Below are 22,393 nucleotides of genomic sequence, written 5' to 3' on the forward strand. Positions count from 1 at the left end.
TCCGATTCTGCGGGCCGGACCGGCACACCCTTGCCCGGAAAATTTTCCATAATGACACCGACACCCCGTTGAATGCACGCCTCGCGCCAGCGGTTGCTGTGTCAATCGGGGCCGGTGCCGTCTGCAGGAGCTGTTCATGCGCGAATCGGAATCTGATGACTATCTGTTGCCCGCGGATGTCTCGCTCGCACGTCTCGAGACCTGGGTCCGGGGGCAGGGGCGGCTGGCGCCGTCCTCGACCGAATCGACCCGACGAATCCATTACGACACCTTCGATTGGGCGGTCCATGGCGACGGCGCCATGCTCGCCTGTCAGGGGCGCGGCCCACGCTGGCACCTGATCCGCCTGCCGCTCGATCCGCGCGAGCGCCAGCTGGTGCTCGAGCTCGACGCGCCACCGGACTTCCCGGCGCATCTCCCGGCGGGGGCGCTGCGCGAGCGGCTGCTCGGTTGCTGCGGGGTGCGTCGTCTGTTGCCGCTGATACAGCTCGACACCCGGGCCGAGATCCATCGCGTGCTGGGCGATGACGATCATACCCTGCTCAGGTTCGCCATCGAGCGCACGCGGTATCGCGACCCGAACGGCGCGGCGGCGGGGGCCTTGGCGCCGCGGTTGCGGGTGCTGCCCGGTCAGGGCGCGCGGCGCCAGCGCGAGCGTCTGATCGACGGGCTCGAACGGACGCTCGCGCTGCGCCCGGCCAGGGTCTCGGTGGTGGTCGAGGCGCTCGCGGCGATCGGACGCTATCCGGGCGATTATTCCTCCAAGCTCGATCTCGACATCGCTCCCGAGACCCGTGCCGAAGAGGCCGCGCGCGCGGTGCTGCGCGAGCTGCTCGGGACGCTCGAGGCCAATGTCGAGGGCGCGCGCGAGGCGATCGATCCCGAGTTCCTCCATGATCTGCGGGTGGCGACCCGGCGCACCCGCTCGGCGCTCGGTCAGTTCGGGGCGATCTTCCCGGAGACGCGGCTGCGGCCTTTTCGCGAGGGGTTTGCCTGGCTGCAGCGGGTCACCGGGCCGGTGCGCGATCTCGACGTCCAGCTCGAGCAGTTCGCGCACCAGCGTGCCGGGCTGCCCGAGGCGCTGCGCGGCGCCCTCGATCCCCTGGGTGAGCGTCTGCACGCCGATCACGCCGCGGCGCAGCGGGCGCTGGCCGACGAACTCGGCGGCGAGACGTGCGCGCGTCTGCTCGCCGACTGGCACGACTTCCTCGACACCCCGCTCGCGCCCGAGGCGCTGGGTCCCGCCGCGCGGCGCCCGGTCAAGGCGGTGGTCGACGCCCGGCTGCGGCGGCTGGCGCGCCAGGTGTTGCGCGAGGGCGCGGCGATCGGCGCGGACTCACCGCCGGAGGCGCTGCACGCGCTGCGCAAGCGCTGCAAGAAGCTGCGTTACATGATGGAGTTCTTCCACAGCCTCTATCCGCGTCGCGAGATCCGCAAGGCGATCCGTCAGACCAAGGACCTCCTTGACAACCTCGGCGGTTTCCAGGATCGGGCGGTGCAGGCCGAGCGTCTGCGCCTGTTGGCGCGACGGATGTTCGAGGCGGGCGAGGCCGACAGCGACACCCTGCTCGCCATCGGCGCCCTGGTCGGCCAGTTGCTGGCGCAGCAGCGCGACGATCGCGCCGCCTTCGACGAGGTCTTCGGGGCGTTTCGCGCGAAGTCGTCGCGGGCGCGGTTGAAGGCGCTGTTCGGGGGCTGACCCGGCTGCGGCCTCAGTCGTTGTGCTGGCGCCGCTGGGGTGCGAGCGGCGGCGCTCGCCGAACCCGAGACGATCAGGCCGTCGAGCCGCGCCCGCTGGCGTGGCTCGGTGCGCGAACGCTCAGGGGATCGGCGCGCTGGTGGCCGGGGCGGCGGTCTCGGGCGGTTCGAACCAGCCGAGCTTGTCATGGAGGCGCACCACCTCGCCGACGATGATCAGCGTCGGCGGCTCCGGCGGATCGGCGGCGAGCTGCTCGACGATGGTCGAGAGCGTGCCGGCATAGACCCGGTGCATGTGGGTGGTGCCCTGTTGCACCAGCGCCACCGGCATGTCGCCCGCCACGCCGTGCTCGCGCAGTCGCTCGACGATCACCGGCAGCCCCGCCAACCCCATGTAGAAGACTACCGTCTGGTTGGGCTGGGCGAGCGCCGGCCAGTTGAGGTCGATGGTGCCGTCCTTGAGATGCCCGGTGACGAAGGTCACCGATTGCGCGTAGTCTCTGTGGGTCAGCGGGATGCCGCTGTAGCAGGCGCAGCCGGAGGCGGCGGTGATCCCGGGGATGACCTGGAAGGGCACGCCCTCGGCGGCGAGGGTGTCGATCTCCTCGCCGCCGCGCCCGAAGATGAAGGGATCACCACCCTTGAGACGCAGCACCCGGTGCCCGTCCTTGGCCAGCTCGGCGAGCAGCCGGTTGATCTCCTCCTGACGCATGGCGTGATGGTTGCGCTGCTTGCCGACATAGATGCGGCGCGCGTCGCGGCGGGTCATCTCCAGGATCGGGGTGGAGACCAGACGGTCGTAGACCACCACGTCGGCCTGCTGCATCAGCCGCAGCGCGCGGAAGGTGAGCAGATCGGGGTCGCCGGGACCGGCGCCGACCAGATAGACCTCGCCCAGCTCGCTGTGCTCGGGGTCGGCGTCGAGCTCCTGGCGGATCAGTCGCTCGGCGGCGTCCTGCTGGCCGGCGAAGATACGCTCGGCGACCCCGCCGAGCAGCACCCGGTCCCAGAACCGGCGTCGGTCGCGGGCGTCGTCGAAACGTTGCTTGACCGGCGTGCGGTAGCGGCGACAGAGTTCGGCGAGCCGCCCGTAGCCGGCCGGGATCAGCCCCTCGAGCCGGGTACGCAGCAATCGGGCGAGCACCGGCGAGGCGCGCCCGGTGGAGACGGCGATCACCACCGGCGAGCGATCGACGATCGAGGGCAGCAGGAAGCTGCAGGCCTCGGGGTCGTCGACCACGTTGACCGGGATGCCGTGTCCCTTGGCGATCTCGGCGATGCGATGATTGGTGTCGCGGTCATCGGTGGCGGCGATCACCAGCCGGTTGCCGGGGATGTCCTCGGGCGCGAAGCAGCGCGCGAGATGGCGCAGTCGGCCGCTCTCGGCCAGCTCGGCGAGTTCATCGCTCAGGGTCGGGGAGATCAGGGTGAGCTCGGCGCCCGCGCGCAGCAGGTTGCCGGCCTTGCGTGCCGCCGTGGTGCCGCCGCCGACCACCAGACAGGGCTGCCCCTGCATGTCGAGAAAGATGGGGAGAAGTTCCATGGTCATCTCAGGGGTTTAGGCCCCACAGCGTCATTGAGTTGGTTGTCAAAAGTCATTAATATACTTAAATACTTAGAATTGTGGTAGAAGCCCCGGTGATCAACGAGATCGACTCCGAATCATTACAGCAACGCATCAGCGATGGAGCGGATCAGTTACTGGTCGACATCCGCACGCCCGCCGAAATGGCACAGGGCATGATTCCCGATGCGATGCAATTGCCGATGCACCTGATCCCGCTGCGTCTCGCCGAACTGCCGCGCGATCGCGATATCGTGCTCTACTGCCGCAGTGGTGCGCGTTCCTATCAGGCCTGTGCCTACATGCAGCAGCAGGGCTATGACCGCGTCATCAATCTGCGTGGCGGGATCATTGCCTGGGCACGCCACGGTTATCCGGTCGCGCCACCTGCATGAAGCTGGCGTCAGGGCTTTGCTGATCAGGAAACGGTTGACTCATCAACCTGATATGTTGCCTTTTTAATTGGGGTTCGCCTATGACGCCGAACCCTCGGATTCACACCCGTTCTTTCACCCACCAGCCCCTGAACCGGAGGTACCCGATGGCAGACTTCGACCAAGAACTGGACGCGAGCGGCCTCAACTGCCCGTTGCCGATCCTGCGCGCCAAGAAGACCCTGAACGCGATGAGTGCCGGTCAGGTACTCCATGTGGTGGCGACCGATCCGGGCTCGGTGCGCGACTTCGACGCCTTTGCCAAGCAGACCGGCAATGAGCTGATGGAATCCAAGGAGGATGGTGGCAAGTTCCACTTCCTGATCAAGAAGTCCTGACGGTTTCGACGCCGGCTGTATCGCGCGCGACGCACGCGCGCCTCGATGTGACCCACGAGGAGGACTGAATGGAAGACAAGAAGTTGGCGATCATCGCCACCAAGGGTTCGCTCGATTGGGCCTATCCGCCCTTCATCCTGGCGTCCACCGCGGCGGCACTGGGCTACGAGACCCAGATCTTCTGCACCTTCTACGGGCTGCAGCTGTTGAAAAAGGAGCCGAAGCTCGAGGTCACGCCGCTGGGCAACCCGGGGATGCCGATGCCGCTGGGCATGGACAAGTGGTTCCCGGTGCTGGGGCTGGCGCTGCCCGGTATGCAGGGCATGATGACCGCGATGATGAAGAAGAAGATGCAGAGCAAGGGCGTGGCGAGCATCGAGGAGCTGCGCGAACTCTGTCTCGAGGCCGAGGTCAAGCTGGTTGCCTGTCAGATGACCGTCGATCTCTTCGACATGGACACCGATGACTTCATCGATGGGGTCGAGTACGCGGGGGCCACGTCCTTCTTCGAGTTCGCCGGCGAAAGCGATATCTGTCTTTATATCTGACTCGGCGAACCCTTGCCGCTGTCTTCGAACGCCGCCCGCACGGGCGGCGTTTTTCGTTTCCGGCGCGGGCCGACGATCGGTCCCCGCGCCCGGCTCCTGACGCTCCTAGAAGACCTTGACCAGCTCGAGACCGAAGATGTGGGCATCCATCTCGTAGTCGCCGTCGAGGGCATCGGTACCGTTGACGCCGTGGCCGCTGTAGGCGGTGTTGCTGCGATAGTTGCGATCCTCGGCCATCACGTACATGTAGCCGGCCTCGAGCGAGAGGCCGCGGTCGAGGCTGTGCGCCACGCCGATGCTGAACAGATGACGATCGTTGTCCGGCACACGGGCGCTGAAGTGGTCGTCGCCCTGTCCGGTCTCGTCGAAGGCGTAGCCGAAGCGCAACTGGGTGTCGGGACGCAGCTGATAGGTCACGCCGAGACGGTAGGCGTTGGTGTCGGTCCAGCCGTTGGTGTCGGCGAAGATCAGATCGCCGGTGGTGCGGCCCTTGATCTCCAGGGTGTCGAACTCGGTCCAGCCGGTGCGGGTCCAGTCGAACTCGACGGCGAGCTGCGGGTTGAACTCATAGCGCACGCCGAGCTGCAGGCGCCAGGGCAGGTCGAAGTCGATCTTGGCCGCCTGGCTCTGCTCGGCTGCGCCGATCGCGACCAGGGTCTGGCTGTTGGCGACATAGTGACCGTCGAGACCGACGCTGGAGGCGGAGTGGAAGGAGGCGCCCAGGCTCCAGGGGCCCTGGACGTAGAGCGCGCTGAGGTTGAAGCCGACCCCGGCGCCGTCGCCGCTGAGCTGTCCGGCGGTGGAGTTGAGCTTGGCGCTCTTGCCCCAGTAGAGATCGAGTCCGGCCGAGACGCTGAGCGCGTCGTTGACCCGGTAGGCCACCGTCGGGGCGATCTGGATCACCTCGAGCTTGCTCGCGGTCGGCTGGCCGAGCGGAACCTCGGGGTCGAGCGGTGCCGGGACGGCGAGGGTGCGGGTGCCGCTGACCGCCGGGAAGGTGCCGTCCTCCCAGCGGGTCTCGAGCCCGAAGGGTGCACTCACCCCGAGTCCGAGGCTCCAGCGCTCGTTGATCCGTGCGGCGATCTGCATCTGCGGGGTGGCGAGCCAGTCGGCGCCCTGGCTCTCGTGCTCGCCGCTGGCGGTACGCACCGAGAAGGACGGGCTGATCAGCAGCCCGCCGACGGCGATGCTGGAGTTGTCATGGAAGGCGATCGCCGCCGGGTTGTAGGCGAAGGCGCCGGTCTCGTCGGGGTTGGCGACCATGGCGTTGGCGGTACCGAGACCGGCGATCGATGCCTCGGGCAGGGCGAAGCCGGCGGCCTGTGCCGGGGCCTGGACGGCGAATGCGCCGACGGCTGCGGTCAGGGCGACCGCATGGGGGAGCTGGCGTTGGAACATGGATATCCCTCTGTGCTTGCTGTCTCTGGATGAGGTCGAATCGACGATGATCTCTGTTGGCCGGTGACCGTGTCGGTGCCGTCTCGGGACGGTCTTCTCGACCGCGGAGCCGGTCGGGCGAAACAGCAGCGGGTTCGCGAGAACCGCCGACATGCAGCGGGCGCACGGACGGGATACGGGTTGCGCCATGTTGCCGTTCTGTTACTCCCGGGCGGCGGCGCACAACTGTATGCGAAGCGCTGACGCTAATCCACCCATGGATTGAGGGAATCAGCGGTGCGTGCGCTGCCCGAATACCAAGGGTGTACGGTGGCGCCGTTCGGGCGGAATGGCTGATCTCGGGGGTGTGGATATCAGCTCATTGTGATATAAGCATTTTTTATTCAGGCAAATCGGATCAGGCCCGGATCGAGATGGCGGATCGCAGACTCCAGGTGTTCCATACGGTTGCACGCTTGTTGAGTTTCACCAAGGCAGCCGAGGCCTTGCACATGACCCAGCCGGCGGTCACCTTTCAGGTGCGTCAGCTCGAGGAGCAGTTCGACACCCGGTTGTTCGATCGTACCCATAACCGCATCAGCCTGACCGACGCCGGGCGGGTGGTCTTCGAGGCCGCCGACCGCATCTTCGAGCTCTATGCCGAGATGGAGAATGCGGTGCGCGAGATCACCGGCGAGGTCAGCGGCACCCTCACCATCGGCGCCAGCACCACCATCGCCGAGTATCTGCTGCCCCCCTTGCTCGGCGAGTTCAAGGCGCGTTATCCCGACGTCTCCATCCAGCTCAAGGTCGCCAACACCGACACCGTGGTCTCGCTGGTCGAGACCAACGCCATCGATCTCGGTATCGTCGAGGCCCCGGTGGGCAACAAGAATCTGGTCGTCGAGTCCTGTCAGCGCGATCGCCTGGTGGCGATCATGCCCCCGGGACACCCGCTCGCCGCGCTCGAGGCGGTCCCCTTCGAGCGCCTGCTCGAACATCCGTTTATCTGTCGCGAGGAGGGTTCGGGGACGCGCAACGTGATCCGCGAGTACCTGCGCGAACAGGGCTTCTGTCTCGAGGCGCTCAAGGTGGTGCTGGAGCTGGGCAGCCCGGAGGCGGTGAAGGGTGCGGTCGAGGTCGGGATGGGGGTCTCGGTGCTCTCCAGCGCCACCATCGCCAAGGAGCTCAAGCTCGGCACCCTGGCGGCCGTTCCGCTTGACCCCCCGCTCTATCGTCCGTTCTCATTCGTGCACCAGAAACAGAAGTTCCGGCTGCGCGTGGTGGATGAGCTGTTCGACTTCGCGCGCACCTACTTCCAGGTCCACTATCAGTCCCAGGACGAATCATGACTCTGCTCCACGTCCGCCGTGCCGCGTCGAGCGAGCCGGCGCGGTGCGCGCGACGGTGCTCCGGGCGGGGCGCGCGTGTATGCTGACGCCGATCACCCCGCGCTCCGCACCCGCCACCCGGCTGCTGCGACTGTTCCGTGCGCTGCCCGCCGCCGAGCGCGAGACCCTGCTCGCCTTCGCCGAGTTCCTGGCCGATCGCGCCGCTCGCCTCGACGAGACGGCCGTCCTCGAGCCCGAACCCGCCCCCGAGCCGCGCCCCGAGGGCGAGAGCGTGGTGGCGGCGATCAAGCGGCTGTCGCGCGGCTATCCCATGCTCGATCGCGCGGCCATGCTCGAGGAGACCTCGGCGCTGATGTCCGAGCACGTGCTGCAGGGGCGCCCGGCGCCGGCGGTGATCGACGACCTGGAGGCCCTGTTCGAGCGTTACTATCAGCAACTGCGGGCCAGTGAGCCCGTGCAGGATTGAGCCCCCGACCCATGAACATCATCACCGACTGGTTCCGTCGTCATTTCTCCGACCCTCAGGTGGTGTTTCTCGCGCTGCTGCTGCTGGTGGTCTTCGCCGTGGTCTTCTTCCTCGGCGACGCGCTCGCGCCGGTGCTCGCGAGCATCGTCATCGCCTATCTGCTCGAGGGGCTCGCCGGCTATTTCGAGCGCCGCGGCATGCCGCGCCTGCCCGCCGTGCTGGTGGTCTACCTGCTGTTCATCGCCTTCGTCGCCCTGGTGCTGTTCGGGGTGATGCCGCTGGTCTCGCGCCAGATCACCGAGCTGGTCCAGCAGCTGCCCTCGATGATCGCCGAGGGCACCGACGCGCTGCTGGCGCTGCCGCAGCAGTACCCCGAGCTGGTCACCGTCGAGCAGGTCGAGGAGCTGATCGCGGCGATCCGCTCCGAGGTCATCTCCTTCGGCCAGCAGGTGCTGTCGTGGTCGCTGGCGAGCGTGGTCGGGGTGATCACGGTGATGGTCTATCTGATCCTGATGCCGCTGCTGGTGTTCTTCTTCCTCAAGGACAAGGACCTGATCCTCGACTGGTTCCGTCGTCTGCTGCCGCGTCATCGCGGCATCGCCGGGCACGTGTGGAAGGACGTCGATCGCGAGATCTCCAACTATGTGCGCGGCAAGGTGTGGGAGATCCTGGTGGTCTGGGGGGTGAGCTATGCCACCTTCTACGCCTTCGGCCTGAACTACGCGATGCTGCTCTCGCTGCTGGTGGGGCTGTCGGTGATCATCCCCTACATCGGCGCCTCGGTGGTCACCGTGCCGGTACTGCTGGTGGCCTGGTTCCAGTGGGGCTGGGGACCGTCCTTCGCCTGGCTGACGGTGGCCTATTTCATCATCCAGGCGCTCGACGGCAACGTGCTGGTGCCGCTGCTGTTCTCCGAGGTGGTCAACCTGCACCCGGTGGCGATCATCGTCGCCATCCTGGTGTTCGGCGGGCTGTGGGGTTTCTGGGGGGTGTTCTTCGCCATCCCGCTGGCGACCCTGGTCAAGGCGATCCTCTCCTCCTGGCCGCGGCGCGGCGTCGAGGATGGTCCGCCGAGCCCGGCCTGAGGCCGAGAGGCCACCGGCGAGCGGCTGCGGTATACAATTGCTGACCGAAGCAACCGGCCGGCCATCGCCATGCACGCCTTCGCGCTCTCCCGCTTTCTCTTCTGGTTCGTGGTCTTCTTCCTGGTGGCGCTGTTTCTGCGCCCCTGGGTCGAGGACCTGATCTTCGCCCACTACGCCGAGCCGCGCGAGATCGAGGCGCGCGGCGAACTCGCCGCCGACGAGCGCACCACCATCGCGATCTTCGAGCGCGCCAACCCCTCGGTGGTCTATATCACCACCTCGGCGCGGGTGCTCGACCTGCTCACCCGCAACGTGCTCGAGGTGCCGCGCGGTACCGGCTCGGGCTTCGTCTGGGACCGCGCCGGGCATGTGGTGACCAACTATCACGTGGTCGCCGACATCGAGGCGGCCTATGTCCGTCTCTCCAATCAGCGCACCTATGCCGCGCGGCTGGTGGGGGTCAGCCCCGAGCACGACATCGCCGTGCTGCGCATCGCCACCTCGATCGCCGGTCCGCCGCCGCTCTCGCTCGGCAGCAGTCACGACCTGCGGGTGGGGCAGAAGGTGTTCGCCATCGGCAACCCCTTCGGGCTCGACTACACCCTCACCGCCGGGGTGATCTCGGCGCTCGATCGCAGCATCCCGGGCGACGACGGGCGCACCATCGATCACCTCATCCAGACCGATGCGGCGATCAACCCCGGCAACTCCGGCGGCCCGCTGATCGACAGCGCCGGGCGTCTGATCGGCATGAACACCGCGATCTTCAGCCCCTCGGGCAGCTTCGCCGGGATCGGCTTCGCCGTCCCGGTCGATACCATCAACCGGGTGGTGCCGCGGCTCATCGCCCAGGGGCGCTATCTGCGCCCGACCCTGGGGGTGGTCACCAACCGCGCCCTCAGCGAGCGCGTCGGCGCGCTGCTCGGCACCGCCGGCGTGGTGGTGCTCAAGGTCGACCCCGGCTCGCCGGCGGCCACCGCCGGGCTGCGCTCGGCGCTGATCTCGCGCGAGGGCGAGCTGGTCGCCGCCGATCTCATCGTCGCCGCCGCCGGGCGGCGGGTGCGCTCGCTCGATGACCTGCTCGACGTGCTCGACAACTATGCCCCGGGCAATCGCATCGAACTCGAGGTGGTGCGCGGTGGCGAGCGCTTCTCGTTGCCGGTGACCCTCGGCGAGGGTCTGCCCCAGACCGGGGTCGGGTTGCCGCGAGACCTGCCGCACGCCTGATGCCGGCCGCCGCCCCCGTCATCGCTGAACGGCGCCGGGCGCTGCTCGCGCTGATCCTCGGCGCCACCCTGTGCGGGCTCTACTGGCTGCCGCTGCGGCTGGTGGCTGGCGCCGGGGTCGACGGGCCCTGGGCGGTGGCACTGTTCTACGGCGGCGCGGCGCTGGTCGGGCTGTGGTTCGCCCGCGATCAGCTGGCGGTGGCGCGGCGCGCGCCCTGGCGGCTGCTCGGCATCGGCGCGAGCGCCGCGGGCTCGGTGCTCGCCGTCAGCCTCGGGGTGCTCGAGGGCGCGGTGGCGCCGGTGCTGATCCTCTTCTATCTCGCCCCGCTGTGGACCCTGCTGCTCGGTTGGGCGCTGCTCGGCGAGCGCCCGAGGCGCCGCACCCTGGCGGCGCTGGTGGTGGCGCTGCTCGGGGTGTGGACGCTGCTCGGCGGTGCCGCGCTCGCCGAGGACGATGCCGGGCGGGGGGCCGCCCTCGGCTTGGTCGCCGGGGTCGGTTTCGCGCTGACCACGGTGCAGGTGCGCGCCGCGCGCGCGCTGCCGGCGGCGGTGCGCAACCTCGCCGCCTGGGCGCTGGCGCCGCCGCTGGCGGTGGGGTTGGCGCTGGTGCTGGGGACCCCGCCGCCCTCGGCGCTCGTGCCGGTGTTGGTCGCGCTGTTGATTGGCGCGCTATGGGTGGGGCTGATGATGGCCGCGCTGCAGTACGGCATGGCGCGCCTGCCGTTGGCGCTGTCGGCGCTGGTGCTGCTGCTCGAGCTGGTGGTGGGGGTGGCGTCCGCGGCCTGGCTGGCCGGCGAGGCGCTGGGCTGGCGTGAACTGCTGGGGGGCGGGGCGATCCTGCTCGCCGGGTGGCTGGTGGCGCGCGGACGCTGAGCGCCCGGCGCCGTGGCGCGGCTCAGAGCCCGCACATGCCGTTGCTGCAGCAGCCGCCGGCGCTGGGGCAGCAGCTCGGGGCGGTGCCGCTGCCGAGGCTGCTGCTGGTCACCAGGTTGCCGCCGGTGGCGAGACGGTGTACCGGCGCCTCGGGCGCGGTGTCGCCGGGCTCGATGCCGGCGCGCGCGCACAGCTCGCCCCAGGTCGAGAGGGTTTCGCTCATGCGGTGGCTGACTTCGATCACCCGGTCGTTGGCGTCACAACGGTAGTCGTAGGTCGGCATCGCTGCACTCCGTGTCTGGTCTGGTATATCGATGAATGCTAATGCGGGCGATTATAGGCGAGCCGCGGGGGGCGGCAAAGTCTCCGCCGCGGGTGCGCCCTGCGCCGCCGCCCACAGTCGGGCGCGCAGCCCCGGGGCGGTGCTCAGCCCCATGGTCGAGCTGTGGATGGCGCCCGTGGCGTCGAGCACGAAGCTGGTCGGCACCGCGCCGACGCCCCAGCGCGCGGCGATCGCCCCGTCGGGGTCGGGGATGACCACGAGATCGAGCCCCTGGGCGTCGAGATAGGCGGCGATGTCGGCGTCGCTGCCTGACTGCATCGCCACCGTCAGTACCTGGTGGTCCTCGGCGACGGCGGCGATCGCGCCCTCGCTGACCCGGCAGATCGGGCACCAGCTCGCCCAGAAGTGCACCAGCAGCGGCGCGCCGCGATAGTCGGCGAGCGTGCGTCTCTCGCCGTCGAGGGCGATGCCCTGCAGCGGTGGCGCCTCGCCGCTCGGCAGCGGCCGGGTCTTCCACCAGTCGATCGCCTGGAGCGCGGCGACGAACAGCAGCAGGTTGAGGGCCCAGCGCCACAGCTGGCGGCGGCGTGGTTTCTTCGCGTCGGTGGGTGTGGTCATCGGCTCGGGCCGGGGCGCGTCGCGCGCCCCGGCTCATCGGGTCAGCAGGAGTGACAATAGTAGCGCGGCAGTCCGGCGATCCGGCAGGCCTGCTTGCAGCCGCCGCCGGGGAACAGCCCCTCGAGGTGCTTGCGGGTGCAGGGGACGTGGGCCGAGACCTCGCTGCCGATGCTGCGGATCACGACCTTGGGCGAGGGCGGGATCTCGTGCATCGCGTAGTAGGCGCGGAGAAATTCGATCACCTTCCAGTGGCACTCGCCGAGGGTCAGTCCTTCCTCCTCGGCCAGGGCCTCGGCGAGTTCGCGGTCCCAGTCCTCGAAGTGCACCAGGTGTCCCTTGTTGTCGAACTCCAGCGCGCGACCGGCGATCTGGGTAGCGGTCATGGCTTGGCTCCTGTGGTGGTTGGCTGCCGCCCGTTGTCGCTGATGGCTCTTCCCTGATGGACGCCTCCCCGCGGGCCAGGCTGGGGCGACCCGCGCCGGTCGCGCGGCGGGTGGCGGACCGGGACCGGTACCGACTTAGTGTAGGCGCGGGCTGGAGATGTTCCGCCCCGACGCGCGGTCGGGGCGGTGGGCGGGTTCAGACGGCGGTCTGCTGCGTCTTGAAGCGCCGGCGCATGGCATGGAGGGTGGGTTCGGTGTAGCCGCTGGGCGCCTCGCGTCCGGCGAAGATCAGCTCGCAGGCGGCGGTGAAGGCGACGCCGTCGAAATCGGGCGCCATCGGCCGGTAGTCGGGATCGGCGGCGTTCTGGGCGTCGACCACCGCGGCCATGCGTTCGAGCGCGGCGCGCACCTGGGCCCGATCGACCACCCCGTGATGCAGCCAGTTGGCCAGGTGCTGACTGGAGATGCGCAGGGTGGCGCGGTCCTCCATCAGTCCGACGTCGGTGATGTCCGGCACCTTGGAGCAGCCGACGCCCTGGTCGATCCAGCGCACCACATAGCCGAGGATGCCCTGGCAGTTGTTGTCGAGCTCCTGCTGGATCTGCTCCGGGGTCCAGTCGGCGGGGTCGCCGAGCGGGATCTCGAGGAGCTGTTCGAGCCGGGCGCGCGGGCCGTTGGCGGCAAGCTCGGCCTGCACCGCGGCGACGTCGATCTGGTGATAGTGCAGCGCGTGCAGGGTGGCGGCGGTGGGCGAGGGCACCCAGGCGCAGTTGGCGCCGGCGGCGGGGTGGGCCTGCTTGGTCTCGAGCATGGCGCGCATCTCGTCGGGCATGGTCCACATGCCCTTGCCGATCTGGGCGCGTCCGCGCAGCCCGCAGGCCAGCCCGACGTCGACGTTCCAGTCCTCGTAGGCGCGCAGCCACTCGGCCTGCTTCATCTCCGCCTTGCGCAGCACCGGCCCGGCCTCCATGTCGGTGTGGATCTCGTCGCCGGTGCGGTCGAGGAAGCCGGTGTTGATGAAGATCACCCGCTCGCGCGCGGCGCCGATGCATGCCTTGAGGTTGAGCGTGGTGCGCCGCTCCTCGTCCATGATGCCGATCTTGAGGGTGTTGCGCGCCAGCCCCAGGGCGTCCTCGATGCGGGCGAACAGCTCGACGGCGAAGGCGACCTCCTCGGGGCCGTGCATCTTCGGCTTGACGATATAGAGGCTGCCGGCGCGCGAGTTGCGGTGGCGGCCGTGCTCGGGGTGGATGTCGTGGAGCGCGCACAGTGCGGTCACCATGCCGTCGAGCATGCCCTCGGGCACCGGCTCGCCGGCGGCGTCGAGCACCGCGTCGGTGGTCATCAGGTGGCCGACGTTGCGCACCAGCATCAGCGCCCGCCCGGGCAGGGTCAGCGCGGCGCCGTCGGGGCGGGTGTAGTGACGGTCCTCGGCGAGACTGCGCTCGAGGCTGCGTCCGCCCTTGTCGAAGCGTGCCGTGAGCGTTCCCTTCATCAGCCCCAGCCAGTTGCGATAGACCCCGACCTTGTCCTCGGTGTCGACCGCGGCGACCGAGTCCTCGCAGTCCTGGATGGTGGTCAGCGCCGACTCCAGCAGGACGTCGGCGAGCCCCGACTTGCTCTCGCGCCCGACCCCGCGCTCGGGGTCGATCACCAGCTCGATGTGGAGCCCGTGGTTGACCAGCAGGATCGCCTCGGGCTGATCGGGGTCGCCGCGATAGCCGGCGAACTGGGCGGGGTCGCGCGGCATCGTCTGGCTGTTGTCGGGGAGGTCGACGAGCAGCGTGCCGTCGAGCACCCGATAGCCGCAGGCGTCGCTGTGCGAGCCGCGGTTGAGCGGCACGGCCTGATCGAGCAGCTCGGCGGCGCGCGCCACCACCGCCGCGCCGCGCTTGGGGTTGTACTCGGCGCCGCGCGCGCAGCCGTCGTCCTCGGCGATGGCGTCGGTGCCGTAGAGCGCATCGTAGAGGCTGCCCCAGCGGGCGTTGGCGGCGTTGAGCGCATAGCGGGCGTTGCTCACCGGGACGACCAGCTGGGGGCCGGCGAGCGCGGCGATCTCGGGGTCGACGTCGCGGGTCTCGACCTGGACGTCCGGCCCCTCGGGCTGGAGATAGCCGATCTCGGTGAGAAATGCCTGGTAGGCCGCGGCGTCGTGCGGCTGGCCGCGACGGGCGCGATGCCAGTCGTCGATCTGGCGTTGCAGCCGGTCGCGGGTGGCGAGCAGCGCGCGGTTGCGCGGCGTCAGGTCGCCGACCAGCTCGGCGAAGGCGTGCCAGAAGGCCTCGGGGTCGATCCCGGTGCCGGGCGCGATCTCGTCGCGGACCAGCGCGTACAGGGGCGTGGCGATGCGCAGACCGCCGATCTCGATGCGTTCGTTCATCCTAGCTACCTCTCCCTCCCTCGTGCGACGAGGGGCGATTCGATGATCCTCGGTGTCGCCGTCGGGCCGACCGGGGCGCACGCTCGCGGCACGCCGCACGCCCGGGACGGGCACGCATGGCCTGTCCGACCCAGGGTCAGCAGTAGATCAGGTCGCTTTTCGCAGGTGCAACAATCCAGTGATTGATTCTTTCAAGCTTGAGGATTCGCAATGACAATGCAATGGTGTCGGACGGGCGGGGCGGGGCAAGTCGCCCCGGGCGCGCGGCCCGGGGACGGGGGCGGACTCAGCAGTCGATGATCATCTCGTTGAGACCCTGGCCCGGCGGCACCATGGGCACCACGTTCTCGGCCTTGTCGATCCACACGTCGACCACCACCGGGCCGGGCTCGGCGAGGGCCTCGGCGATGCCCGGGAGCAGCTCGTCGACATGCTGGATGCGGATCGTCTTCAACCCCGGGTAGACGTGCTTGAGCCCGCTGAGATCGGGGATCTGGCGGCGGCAGGTCTGGTCGAGCTCGGTGCAGTCGGGCGGACAGTCGATGTTGCGCGCCAGACAGGTCTCGTAGTGCAGACCGCCGTCCATCATGTCCTCCCACTGACGCACCATGCCGAGGAAGCTGTTGTTGAGCACGAACATCTTCAGCGGGATGCGGTTGGCGACCACGGTGCCGAGCTCCTGGATGTTCATCTGGAAACTGCCGTCGCCGTCGATCAGCACCGCCGGGTGCTCGGGGTCGGCGTACCAGGCGCCGATCGCCGCCGGCAGGCCGAAGCCCATGGTGCCGAGACCGCCGGAGCTGATCCACTGACGCGGACGGCGGAAGCGGTAGTACTGCGCCGCCCACATCTGGTGCTGACCGACGCCGGTGGAGACGGTGGCCAGGCCCTCGGTGAGCTCGGAGATCACCTCGATGGCCGCCTGCGGCTTGATGTAGTCGCCCTCGCCGTAGGACTTGGGCATCTGCTCGCGCCATGCGCTGACCTGCGCGAGCCACTCGGCGTGGCGGGCCGAGCGGTTGGTGGCGAGCGCGTGGTCGAGGAAGACGTCGAGCGGCGCGACCAGGTTGAGATGACTGGAGATGGTCTTGTCGATCTCCGAGGGGTCGATGTCGATATGGGCGATGCGCTTGCCGGCGGCGAAGCCCTTGACCGCGACGCGGTCATCGAAGCGACCGCCGAGACTGAGGATGAAGTCGGCCTCGCGCAGTGCATAATTGGCCGGGATGGTACCGTGCATCCCCGGCATGCCGAGGTTGTGCGGCATCTCGAAGGGCAGGGCGCCGAGGGCGTTGAAGGTGGTGGTCACCGGCACCTCGAAGCGCTCGGCCAGCTGCGCCAGCCGGGCGGCGGCATCGGCGTGGATCACCCCGCCGCCGGCCTTGATCACCGGGCGCTCGGCGCTGGCCAGCGCCTCGAGGATGGCATCGGCCCGCGCGGTGTCGAAGGCCGGCTGCTCGCGGTGACGGATCCGCGGCGGGTTGATGCTGGTGCGCTCGGTGAGCTGGACGTCCTTGCACAGATCGATCACCACCGGGCCGGGGCGGCCATGGGTGGCCAGTTCATAGGCTTCGCGCAACACCCATTCGAGATCCCCGACATCCTTGATCAGATAGTTGTGCTTGGAGATCGGTCGGGTCATGCCGACGGTGTCGACCTCCTGGAAGGCGTCGGAGCCGATCGCCGCGCTCGGCACCTGACCGGTGATGAACAGGGTCGGCAGCGAGTCCTTGTAGGCGTCGGCGATCGGCGTGGCGAGATTGGTCGCGCCCGGGCCGGAGGTGACGATGCAGACACCCACCCGACCGCTGGCGCGGGCATAGCCCTCGGCGGCATGCCCGGCGCCGCCCTCCTGGCGACAGAGGACGAACTGCGGCGTCGCCTGGCCGGCGCGCATGCGTCGGTTGAGTTCGACGTGCAGCGGGATGATGGCACCGCCGGTGTGCCCGAACAGGTGCTCGACCCCGAGATCGGCGAGCACGTCGAAGAAGATGGAGGCACCTGTCTGGGATGGGTTCGTCATGGCGGCGTCTGCTCGAAGGTCTTGATCGTGGGAAACCTTACATAATAACGCTTCCGTCCACGAAGGGTAGAGGGCGGCCGGCGACCTGCGGGATTGATCCGCGAGGTCGCGGAACGCGCAGAGGGCTTTTTTCGATATCCTGGCGCCAGCTCCCCGCTGGTCGCTGGCTGTTGCTCCAGCGTCGTAGACTGGGATGCGTGACCGCGCGACCAGACTCCCGCTCGGCCTCAAGTCGTGCTCTGTCACTCGCTTCGCCCGGTACGGCCCGGACCGCCGTACCCCCGAGGGGGGGGGCGGTCAGGGGCCGCCACGACGGGAGAGAGACCGCTGGCGGGGCTTTGAGCGTCGAGCCCTTTGTGTCGCTGGCGGCTTCGCGGTTCAATCCCCGGTGCCGGCGGCCTGGTCGTCGGACACATTCACCCGAAGAGATAGCGCCGATCACGATGGAGGTAAGCGAGAGAGGCCGCCTGCGGGCGGGAGCTATCCCCCTGGTCTGTCGGACCGGGTTCTCGCGACGAGAGTGATGAAACAGCTGTTGAATCTGTTCGACCGTCTGCGCCGGCTCGACTGGGAGCGGTTGCTGGTGCGCACGGTGCTGGTGGCGACCCTGCTCGGGGGCGTCTACGTCTATCTGGTGGACTTCCATCCCGAGTGGTGGACGCAGGCGAAGCGTGAGGCACCGTCGCTGGCGCCGATCGGCCGTGTGGTGCATGCCCCGGAGGTCGTGCCGGCGGTAGAGACGCAGTCTGCCAGCGAGACGCCGGACGTCGATGCCGAGCCGGAAGCCTCGGCGCTGGTCGATGAGATCGAGCCGGCGCAGAGCGAGGAGACGGGTCGCGCCGCCGCTGTGGAGGTCGCCGCGCCCGACCCCGACCCCGAGACGCGCGATGACGACGGTGAGACGCTCGAGACGCTGACGGTGAAGACGGAGGCTGTCGAACCTGCGACCAGCGTCGACACGAGCACCGATCAGTCCGATACCTCCGGGGCGGCGGCGGATGGGGCCGTTGCCCTCGAGCCGACCGAGGACGCCGTCCCCGCCGCGCCCCCGGTCGCGCCGCAGACGCCCTGGTATCCGCCGCAGGGTTACTACCCGCCGCGTCATCCCGCCGCGCCCTATCCACCGCATGGCGGGATGCCGGCGCCCTATCCGCCGCACCACCCGGTCCAGCACCCCCACCCGGGGGGCTGGGGGTATTGAGCCGATTCGCGTCGGTGTGTCGCCCGGCTCAGAGCTGGGCGCGTGCGCGCTGGTTGGTGAGCCAGTAGAAGTGGAACGGCGGGATCACCATGCGGTTGTTGAACAGCGCCGGTGACTCGCCGGTGATCAGGTCCTCGATCTGGCCCTGGCGGAACAGCCCGCGCTGATTGAGCACGTCGAGGTCGAGGAACTGCGGGTTGGCGTCGAAGTTGGCCGCCACCACCACCGCGCCGCTCTGCAGCGTCGGGTGGGCGCGCAGGAAGACGAACAGGTGCGGGTTGGCGACCTCGATCAGCTCGCGGTTGTTGAAATCGGCGAACGCCGGGGTGTGCTTGCGTACCTCGATCAGCTGTCTCAGCCCGTCGAAGATGCGTTGCTCGACCGTCCCCGGCTGATGGCGGCGCTCGGCGCGTCCCCAGTCGATGCGCGGGCGATGGATCCAGCGGCTGTCGCCGGCCTTGGTGGCGTCCTCGAGGAAGGAGTTGTCGTTGAGGGTGCCGAGCTCGTCGCCGTACCAGATCAGCGGGATGCCGCCGAAGGAGAGGATCATCGCGTGCAGGGTGAGGATCAGGTCGACGGCCTGGTCGATGGCCTGCTGATCGCCGCTCTCGAGCGCGGCCTCCAGCCCGGCGAGCGAGGCCAGCGCCCCGGAGATGCGCGCATCCCCGGTCTTGGGGTTGACGCCGAAGGGGCGTCCGCGCCCCGGCGAGCCTTCGTAGACCCCGGTGAACCAGTCGATGAGGAAGCGCCGGTGGTGATAGGGGTCGTAGTCGCTGGCGCGGATGTCGGCGTCGTCGAAGCCGAGCCCGATGTCGTCGTGACAGCGCACATAGTTCAGCCAGGTGGCGCGGTCGAGCTTGTGCGGCAGGCTCTGGATGCCCTGGTTGAGCAGCTTGGCGTTCTTGGTCGCCACCGCGTCCCACAGCAGTGCCATGAAGGTCGCGTTGTAGGCGATCTCGCACTCCTTGGCGATCACCGCGTCCTCGCCGAAGTACTTGATGATCTCCGAGGGCGAGACGATCGCCTCGGCGATGAACAGCGGCCCCGGCGCGACCACCTGACAGCAGTCCTTCATCAGTTGCAGGATCAGGTGCGCCTCGTGCTCGTTCTGCGAGGTGGTGCCGATCTTCTTCCACAGGAAGGCCACGGCGTCGAGGCGGATGATATCGGCGCCCTGGTTGATCCAGAACAGGATGATGTCGAGCATCTCGATGAACACCGCCGGGTTGGCGTAGTTCAGATCCCACTGGTAGTTGTTGAAGACGGTCATCACCCAGCGCTGCATCTCGGCGTCCCAGGTGAAGTTCCCCGGCGCGGTCTCGGGGAAGATCTCCGGCATGGTCGCCTCGAACATGTCGGGCACGTCGCGGTTGGGGAAGGTGTAGTAGAAGTCCTGGAAGGCGCGCTCGCCGGCGCGCGCGCGTCGCGCCCAGTCGTGCTCGTCGGAGGTGTGGTTGACCACCACGTCGAGGGTCAGCAGCATGCCGCGCTCGCGCATCCGCGCGCCGAGCGCGCGCACGTCCTCGACCGTGCCCATGCGCGGGTCGATGTCGCGGAAGTCGCTCACCGCGTAGCCGCCGTCGCTCGCCCCCTGCGGACAGCGCAGGATCGGCATCACGTGCACCATGTTGACCCCGAGTTCCTGCAGATAGGGCAGGCGCTCGATCAGTCCCGGCAGGTTGCCGGCGAAGCCGTCGGCATAGAGCGCCATCCCCACCCACTGTTGGTCGAGAAACCAGTTGTGGTCGGCCTCGCGCGCCATGTCGAGTTCCTTGAGCGGCGCCGGGCGCTCGATATAGGCGCGCGCCAGTCGCTCGGTGAGCCGGACCGTCTGCTCCTTGAAGTCCTGACGGTGCCCGTAGAGGTGCCCGAACAGCGAGTGAATGGCGTAGAAGTTCGCCCCCAGGCGGGTATAAAAGTGCCGGAGGTCCTCACGTCTGAGCTGATGACTGAAGGCATCGAGGATGTCGTTCAGCAGGGCGTGTGAAACCTGTTCGTACATGCATGCTCCAGATGGACGGGGGCGTGTCCGCCCGGGTCTCGGCGACCGGGCGGGCGGCTGGCGCTCGGGTCAGGTGGTTAGTCCCCAGCGCTCGATGAACGGCTGGTAGAGCTCCGGCTCGGCGGCGGTGGCGCCGCGCTGGGCGACGATACGCGAGGCGAAGGCCTGGGCGCGCTCGAGGGTGGCCTGCAGCGGCCAGTCCTGGAGCAGTCCGAGGATGGTCACTGCGGCGAAGGCATCGCCCGCGCCGACGGTGTCGATGACCTCCTGCGCCGGCTGCGGGGCGACGTGGACCGGTGCCGTGTCGACCCCGAGTCCGAGCGCCCCGTCGCCGCCGAGTGTGACCAGCAGTCCACTGAGCCGGTGACGCTCGAGAAAGGCGCGGGCGCGGCTGGCCAGCGGGGTGTCGGCATCGGTGTCGGCGTCGTCGAGCAGCACCAGCTCGTCGTGGTTGAGCTTGGCCCAGTCGGCCGCGCCGATCAGCGCCAGGGTCTGTTCGCGCGACCACCAGGGATCGCGCAGATTGACGTCGACGAAGACCTGATCGACCCCGGCGCTGCGGACCGCCTCCAGCGCCGCGCGGGCGTCGGCGTGACGCAGCGCCAGGGTGCCGTGATAGAGCAGGCCGCAGGGGGCTGGCTCGGAGGCCGCGCGCACGTGGTCGTAGGCGCAGTCGGCGACGATGTCGTAGCTCGGCTCGCCGCGCTCAAGGCTGACCTCGACCCGCCCGGTGGGGTGTGCGGGGGCGGTCTGCAGTGCGCCGGTGTCCATCCCCCAGTCGGCCATGGCGGCGCGCACCCGCGCGCCCTCGGCGTCGGCGCCGACGGCACTGACGAAGCGCGGGTCGGCGCCGAAGGCCTGGAGGTGCCAGGCGACGTTGAAGGGGGCGCCGCCGAGGACCTGACGACCGTCTGGGAAGTGGTCGAACAGGACCTCGCCGAAGATACAGAGTGGCGATGTGTGCACGATAGCGGGCTCCTCGCTGGAGGGTTCGTTCACAGGGCCGGCGGTCCGGCGGGTGTCTCCGGGGCCGCGAGCAGTCGTTCGGCCAGCTCGGGGTGGAAGTGCGCCACCCCCTCGAGGATTCCGGCCGCATAATGGCCGTTCAATCCCTGCCAGCCGCCGCGTGCGCAATACAGCCGCGCCGGGTCGGCGCAGCCCTGCCGCGCCTCGGCGCGCACCTCGGGGTGGGCGTTGGCCACCAGCACCGCCGGGATCGCGCTGATCAGCACCTCGAGGTCGTTGCCGCTGTCGCCGGCGAACACCGTGGTCGCGACGTCGCGGCCGAGTCGCTGCATCAGGAACTCGACGGCATGGTACTTGGTCGCGTTGGCCGGTAACAGGTCGAGCAGTCCGCAACCGGCCGCCTCGTCGACGCTCCACACCAGGCTGGCGCGGATGTCGCGCGCCTCGAGTCGCTCGCGCATCCGTGCGCGCAGCGCCTCGACATCGAGCTGGGCCGGGGTGAAGTAGCTCAGCTTGAACGGGCCTTGGCGGTCGTCGGGTTGCGGGCTGAGTTCGGCGATATCGGCGAACAACGGTCGCAGCGCCGCGGCGTGCGTGCCGCCCCAGTCGGCGCCGATCAGACGCTGCCACTCGACGATCGGTTGCCAGTCCCCGCCGTCGAGGCCGTGGATGCTGGTGCCGACGTCACCGACCACATAGTCCGGCATCGGCAGATCGTAGTCGGCGATCGCCGCTTCGACCAGTGCGCGATGGCGTCCGCTGACATAGGCGAGGGTGACCTCGGGCAGCGCCGCCAGCCGGCGGAACCAGGGACGGGCGGCGGGCGACTCGGGTTCGGCGCCGTTGGGGATCAGGGTGCGGTCGAGATCGGTGCACAGCAGCAACGGGCTGCTCATCGTGTCCTCCATGGGAGACGTCGAGTGGCCGGTGGGTCTGCGGCCATTGGTCAGGGCTATCGCAGCAAATGCTGTTGGATGAGGCTGCATCGGTCAGCGACACTCAGGCCTCCTGATCCCTGCAGCCTGAGGCCTGCCGTCGACGCCCGTGACTACGCCGACACCGACTCGCAGCTGTTCGAGACCCACGAACGCAGGCATGGGCGCAGCGAGACGCGCCGCTACCGCACCCTCGCGGTGCCCACAGACTTGCCTTGCGGCGAGCACTGGCCGGGGCTGCGCACCCTCGGCATGGTCGAGTCTGAACGCACCGCTTCTTCATCAGTCGCCTCGACACTGATGCCCTGGGGCATCGAGAACACCCTGCACTGGTCGCTTGATGTCACCTTCGGTGACGTTTTGTACGAAAAGTAATGCCTGAGGCATCTGCGGATACAAGCAAGCGTGAACATTGCCGAGAAGCTGGTCGCCAACTTTTCGTAACGGGTGGCGATGCGTCGACAGGACTTGAGCCAGCCGAACAACCGCTCAATGACGTTGCGTTTGCGATAGCCGTTTTGTACGAAAACCCTGCTTGATACACTGACCTCGTTCTTGCAGGAGAAGAGGCCAGATGTCGAGACGTTACGAGCTTCCAGAAGAGGCCTGGGAGCTGATCGCCGATCTGTTTTCCCGTCCGC

General features: G+C 68.7%; 21 protein-coding genes and 1 pseudogene. 11 read left to right on the forward strand and 11 right to left on the reverse strand.

Features of this window, described 5'->3' with window-relative positions:
* The first annotated feature begins 136 nt into the window (after positions 1-136).
* Complete coding sequence (locus tag EBL85_RS07945) at positions 137-1,699, forward strand: CHAD domain-containing protein (protein WP_123142612.1); 1,563 nt, start codon at positions 137-139, stop codon at positions 1,697-1,699.
* 120 nt (positions 1,700-1,819) lie between these two features.
* Here EBL85_RS07945 and cysG read toward each other — a convergent pair whose 3' ends face one another.
* Positions 1,820-3,241, reverse strand: a complete 1,422-nt coding sequence (gene cysG, locus EBL85_RS07950; RefSeq protein WP_123142613.1) for a siroheme synthase CysG — start codon at positions 3,239-3,241, stop codon at positions 1,820-1,822.
* A 95-nt stretch (positions 3,242-3,336) separates the two neighbouring features.
* Here cysG and EBL85_RS07955 point away from each other — a divergent pair, with 95 nt between their 5' ends.
* The 3 genes from EBL85_RS07955 to EBL85_RS07965 all read left to right on the forward strand — a co-directional run bounded on the left by EBL85_RS07955 (position 3,337) and on the right by EBL85_RS07965 (position 4,582).
* On the forward strand, positions 3,337-3,657 hold the full coding sequence (locus tag EBL85_RS07955) for a rhodanese-like domain-containing protein (RefSeq protein WP_062271873.1): 321 nt from the start codon (positions 3,337-3,339) through the stop codon (positions 3,655-3,657).
* A gap of 146 nt (positions 3,658-3,803) precedes the next feature.
* A complete protein-coding gene (locus EBL85_RS07960) occupies positions 3,804-4,034 on the forward strand; it encodes a sulfurtransferase TusA family protein (RefSeq protein WP_062271871.1) in 231 nt (76 codons plus the stop codon).
* 68 nt (positions 4,035-4,102) lie between these two features.
* Positions 4,103-4,582: a DsrE/DsrF/DrsH-like family protein gene (locus EBL85_RS07965; RefSeq protein ID WP_123142614.1), complete on the forward strand. Its 480-nt coding sequence runs from the start codon at positions 4,103-4,105 to the stop codon at positions 4,580-4,582.
* Between the two features lie 105 nt (positions 4,583-4,687).
* On the opposite strand, the gene EBL85_RS07970 is transcribed toward EBL85_RS07965, so the two are convergent.
* Positions 4,688-5,980, reverse strand: coding sequence for an OmpP1/FadL family transporter (locus tag EBL85_RS07970; protein WP_123139664.1), 1,293 nt, complete (start codon positions 5,978-5,980; stop codon positions 4,688-4,690).
* Between the two features lie 413 nt (positions 5,981-6,393).
* Here EBL85_RS07970 and EBL85_RS07975 point away from each other — a divergent pair, with 413 nt between their 5' ends.
* The 5 genes from EBL85_RS07975 (at position 6,394) to EBL85_RS07995 (ending at position 10,961) form a co-directional block, all read left to right on the forward strand.
* Positions 6,394-7,311, forward strand: a complete 918-nt coding sequence (locus tag EBL85_RS07975) for a LysR substrate-binding domain-containing protein (RefSeq protein WP_123142615.1) — start codon at positions 6,394-6,396, stop codon at positions 7,309-7,311.
* 79 nt (positions 7,312-7,390) lie between these two features.
* Positions 7,391-7,777: a hypothetical protein gene (locus tag EBL85_RS07980; protein ID WP_123142627.1), complete on the forward strand. Its 387-nt coding sequence runs from the start codon at positions 7,391-7,393 to the stop codon at positions 7,775-7,777.
* Between the two features lie 11 nt (positions 7,778-7,788).
* Entirely contained in the window at positions 7,789-8,862 is a 1,074-nt protein-coding gene (locus EBL85_RS07985; protein ID WP_123139666.1) for an AI-2E family transporter, read from the forward strand.
* Positions 8,863-8,931: 69 nt separating this feature from the next.
* Entirely contained in the window at positions 8,932-10,089 is a 1,158-nt protein-coding gene (locus EBL85_RS07990; RefSeq protein WP_062271861.1) for a S1C family serine protease, read from the forward strand.
* Complete coding sequence (locus tag EBL85_RS07995) at positions 10,089-10,961, forward strand: DMT family transporter (RefSeq protein WP_123142616.1); 873 nt, start codon at positions 10,089-10,091, stop codon at positions 10,959-10,961. Before EBL85_RS07990 ends, EBL85_RS07995 begins: the two co-directional genes overlap by 1 nt.
* Before the next feature lie 22 nt (positions 10,962-10,983).
* Here the strand turns inward: EBL85_RS07995 and EBL85_RS08000 are convergent, their stop codons facing one another.
* From EBL85_RS08000 to ilvB, 5 genes are all read right to left on the reverse strand, one after another.
* Entirely contained in the window at positions 10,984-11,244 is a 261-nt protein-coding gene (locus EBL85_RS08000) for a zinc ribbon domain-containing protein (RefSeq protein WP_123142617.1), read from the reverse strand.
* A gap of 51 nt (positions 11,245-11,295) precedes the next feature.
* On the reverse strand, positions 11,296-11,862 hold the full coding sequence (locus EBL85_RS08005) for a protein disulfide oxidoreductase (RefSeq protein WP_123142618.1): 567 nt from the start codon (positions 11,860-11,862) through the stop codon (positions 11,296-11,298).
* Between the two features lie 41 nt (positions 11,863-11,903).
* Positions 11,904-12,245: a TusE/DsrC/DsvC family sulfur relay protein gene (locus EBL85_RS08010; RefSeq protein WP_123142619.1), complete on the reverse strand. Its 342-nt coding sequence runs from the start codon at positions 12,243-12,245 to the stop codon at positions 11,904-11,906.
* Between the two features lie 196 nt (positions 12,246-12,441).
* Positions 12,442-14,625 (reverse strand): malate synthase G, encoded by a 2,184-nt coding sequence (locus EBL85_RS08015; protein ID WP_123142620.1) that lies wholly within the window; start codon positions 14,623-14,625, stop codon positions 12,442-12,444.
* A 286-nt stretch (positions 14,626-14,911) separates the two neighbouring features.
* On the reverse strand, positions 14,912-16,648 hold the full coding sequence (ilvB, locus tag EBL85_RS08020) for a biosynthetic-type acetolactate synthase large subunit (RefSeq protein WP_123142621.1): 1,737 nt from the start codon (positions 16,646-16,648) through the stop codon (positions 14,912-14,914).
* A gap of 523 nt (positions 16,649-17,171) precedes the next feature.
* On the opposite strand from ilvB, the gene EBL85_RS08025 reads away from it, so the two are divergent.
* Positions 17,172-17,849, forward strand: a complete 678-nt coding sequence (locus tag EBL85_RS08025; RefSeq protein WP_123142622.1) for a hypothetical protein — start codon at positions 17,172-17,174, stop codon at positions 17,847-17,849.
* Between the two features lie 28 nt (positions 17,850-17,877).
* Here the strand turns inward: EBL85_RS08025 and EBL85_RS08030 are convergent, their stop codons facing one another.
* The 3 genes from EBL85_RS08030 to EBL85_RS08040 all read right to left on the reverse strand — a co-directional run bounded on the left by EBL85_RS08030 (position 17,878) and on the right by EBL85_RS08040 (position 21,713).
* Positions 17,878-19,851, reverse strand: a complete 1,974-nt coding sequence (locus EBL85_RS08030) for an amylosucrase (protein ID WP_123142623.1) — start codon at positions 19,849-19,851, stop codon at positions 17,878-17,880.
* A 69-nt stretch (positions 19,852-19,920) separates the two neighbouring features.
* Entirely contained in the window at positions 19,921-20,817 is an 897-nt protein-coding gene (locus EBL85_RS08035) for a PfkB family carbohydrate kinase (RefSeq protein WP_123142624.1), read from the reverse strand.
* Between the two features lie 29 nt (positions 20,818-20,846).
* Positions 20,847-21,713 (reverse strand): HAD-IIB family hydrolase, encoded by an 867-nt coding sequence (locus EBL85_RS08040; protein ID WP_123142625.1) that lies wholly within the window; start codon positions 21,711-21,713, stop codon positions 20,847-20,849.
* Between the two features lie 78 nt (positions 21,714-21,791).
* On the opposite strand from EBL85_RS08040, the gene EBL85_RS17190 reads away from it, so the two are divergent.
* On the forward strand, positions 21,792-22,127 hold the full coding sequence (locus EBL85_RS17190; protein ID WP_190288057.1) for a hypothetical protein: 336 nt from the start codon (positions 21,792-21,794) through the stop codon (positions 22,125-22,127).
* Here the strand turns inward: EBL85_RS17190 and EBL85_RS08045 are convergent.
* Positions 22,109-22,351, reverse strand: a pseudogene (locus EBL85_RS08045) (transposase); the annotation flags it as partial. The gene EBL85_RS17190 and the pseudogene EBL85_RS08045 sit on opposite strands and share 19 nt — an antisense overlap.
* Between the last annotated feature and the right edge of the window lie 42 nt (positions 22,352-22,393).

Source organism: Marichromatium sp. AB32 (genome assembly GCF_003718675.1).
Classification (GTDB): Bacteria; Pseudomonadota; Gammaproteobacteria; order Chromatiales; family Chromatiaceae; genus Marichromatium; species Marichromatium gracile.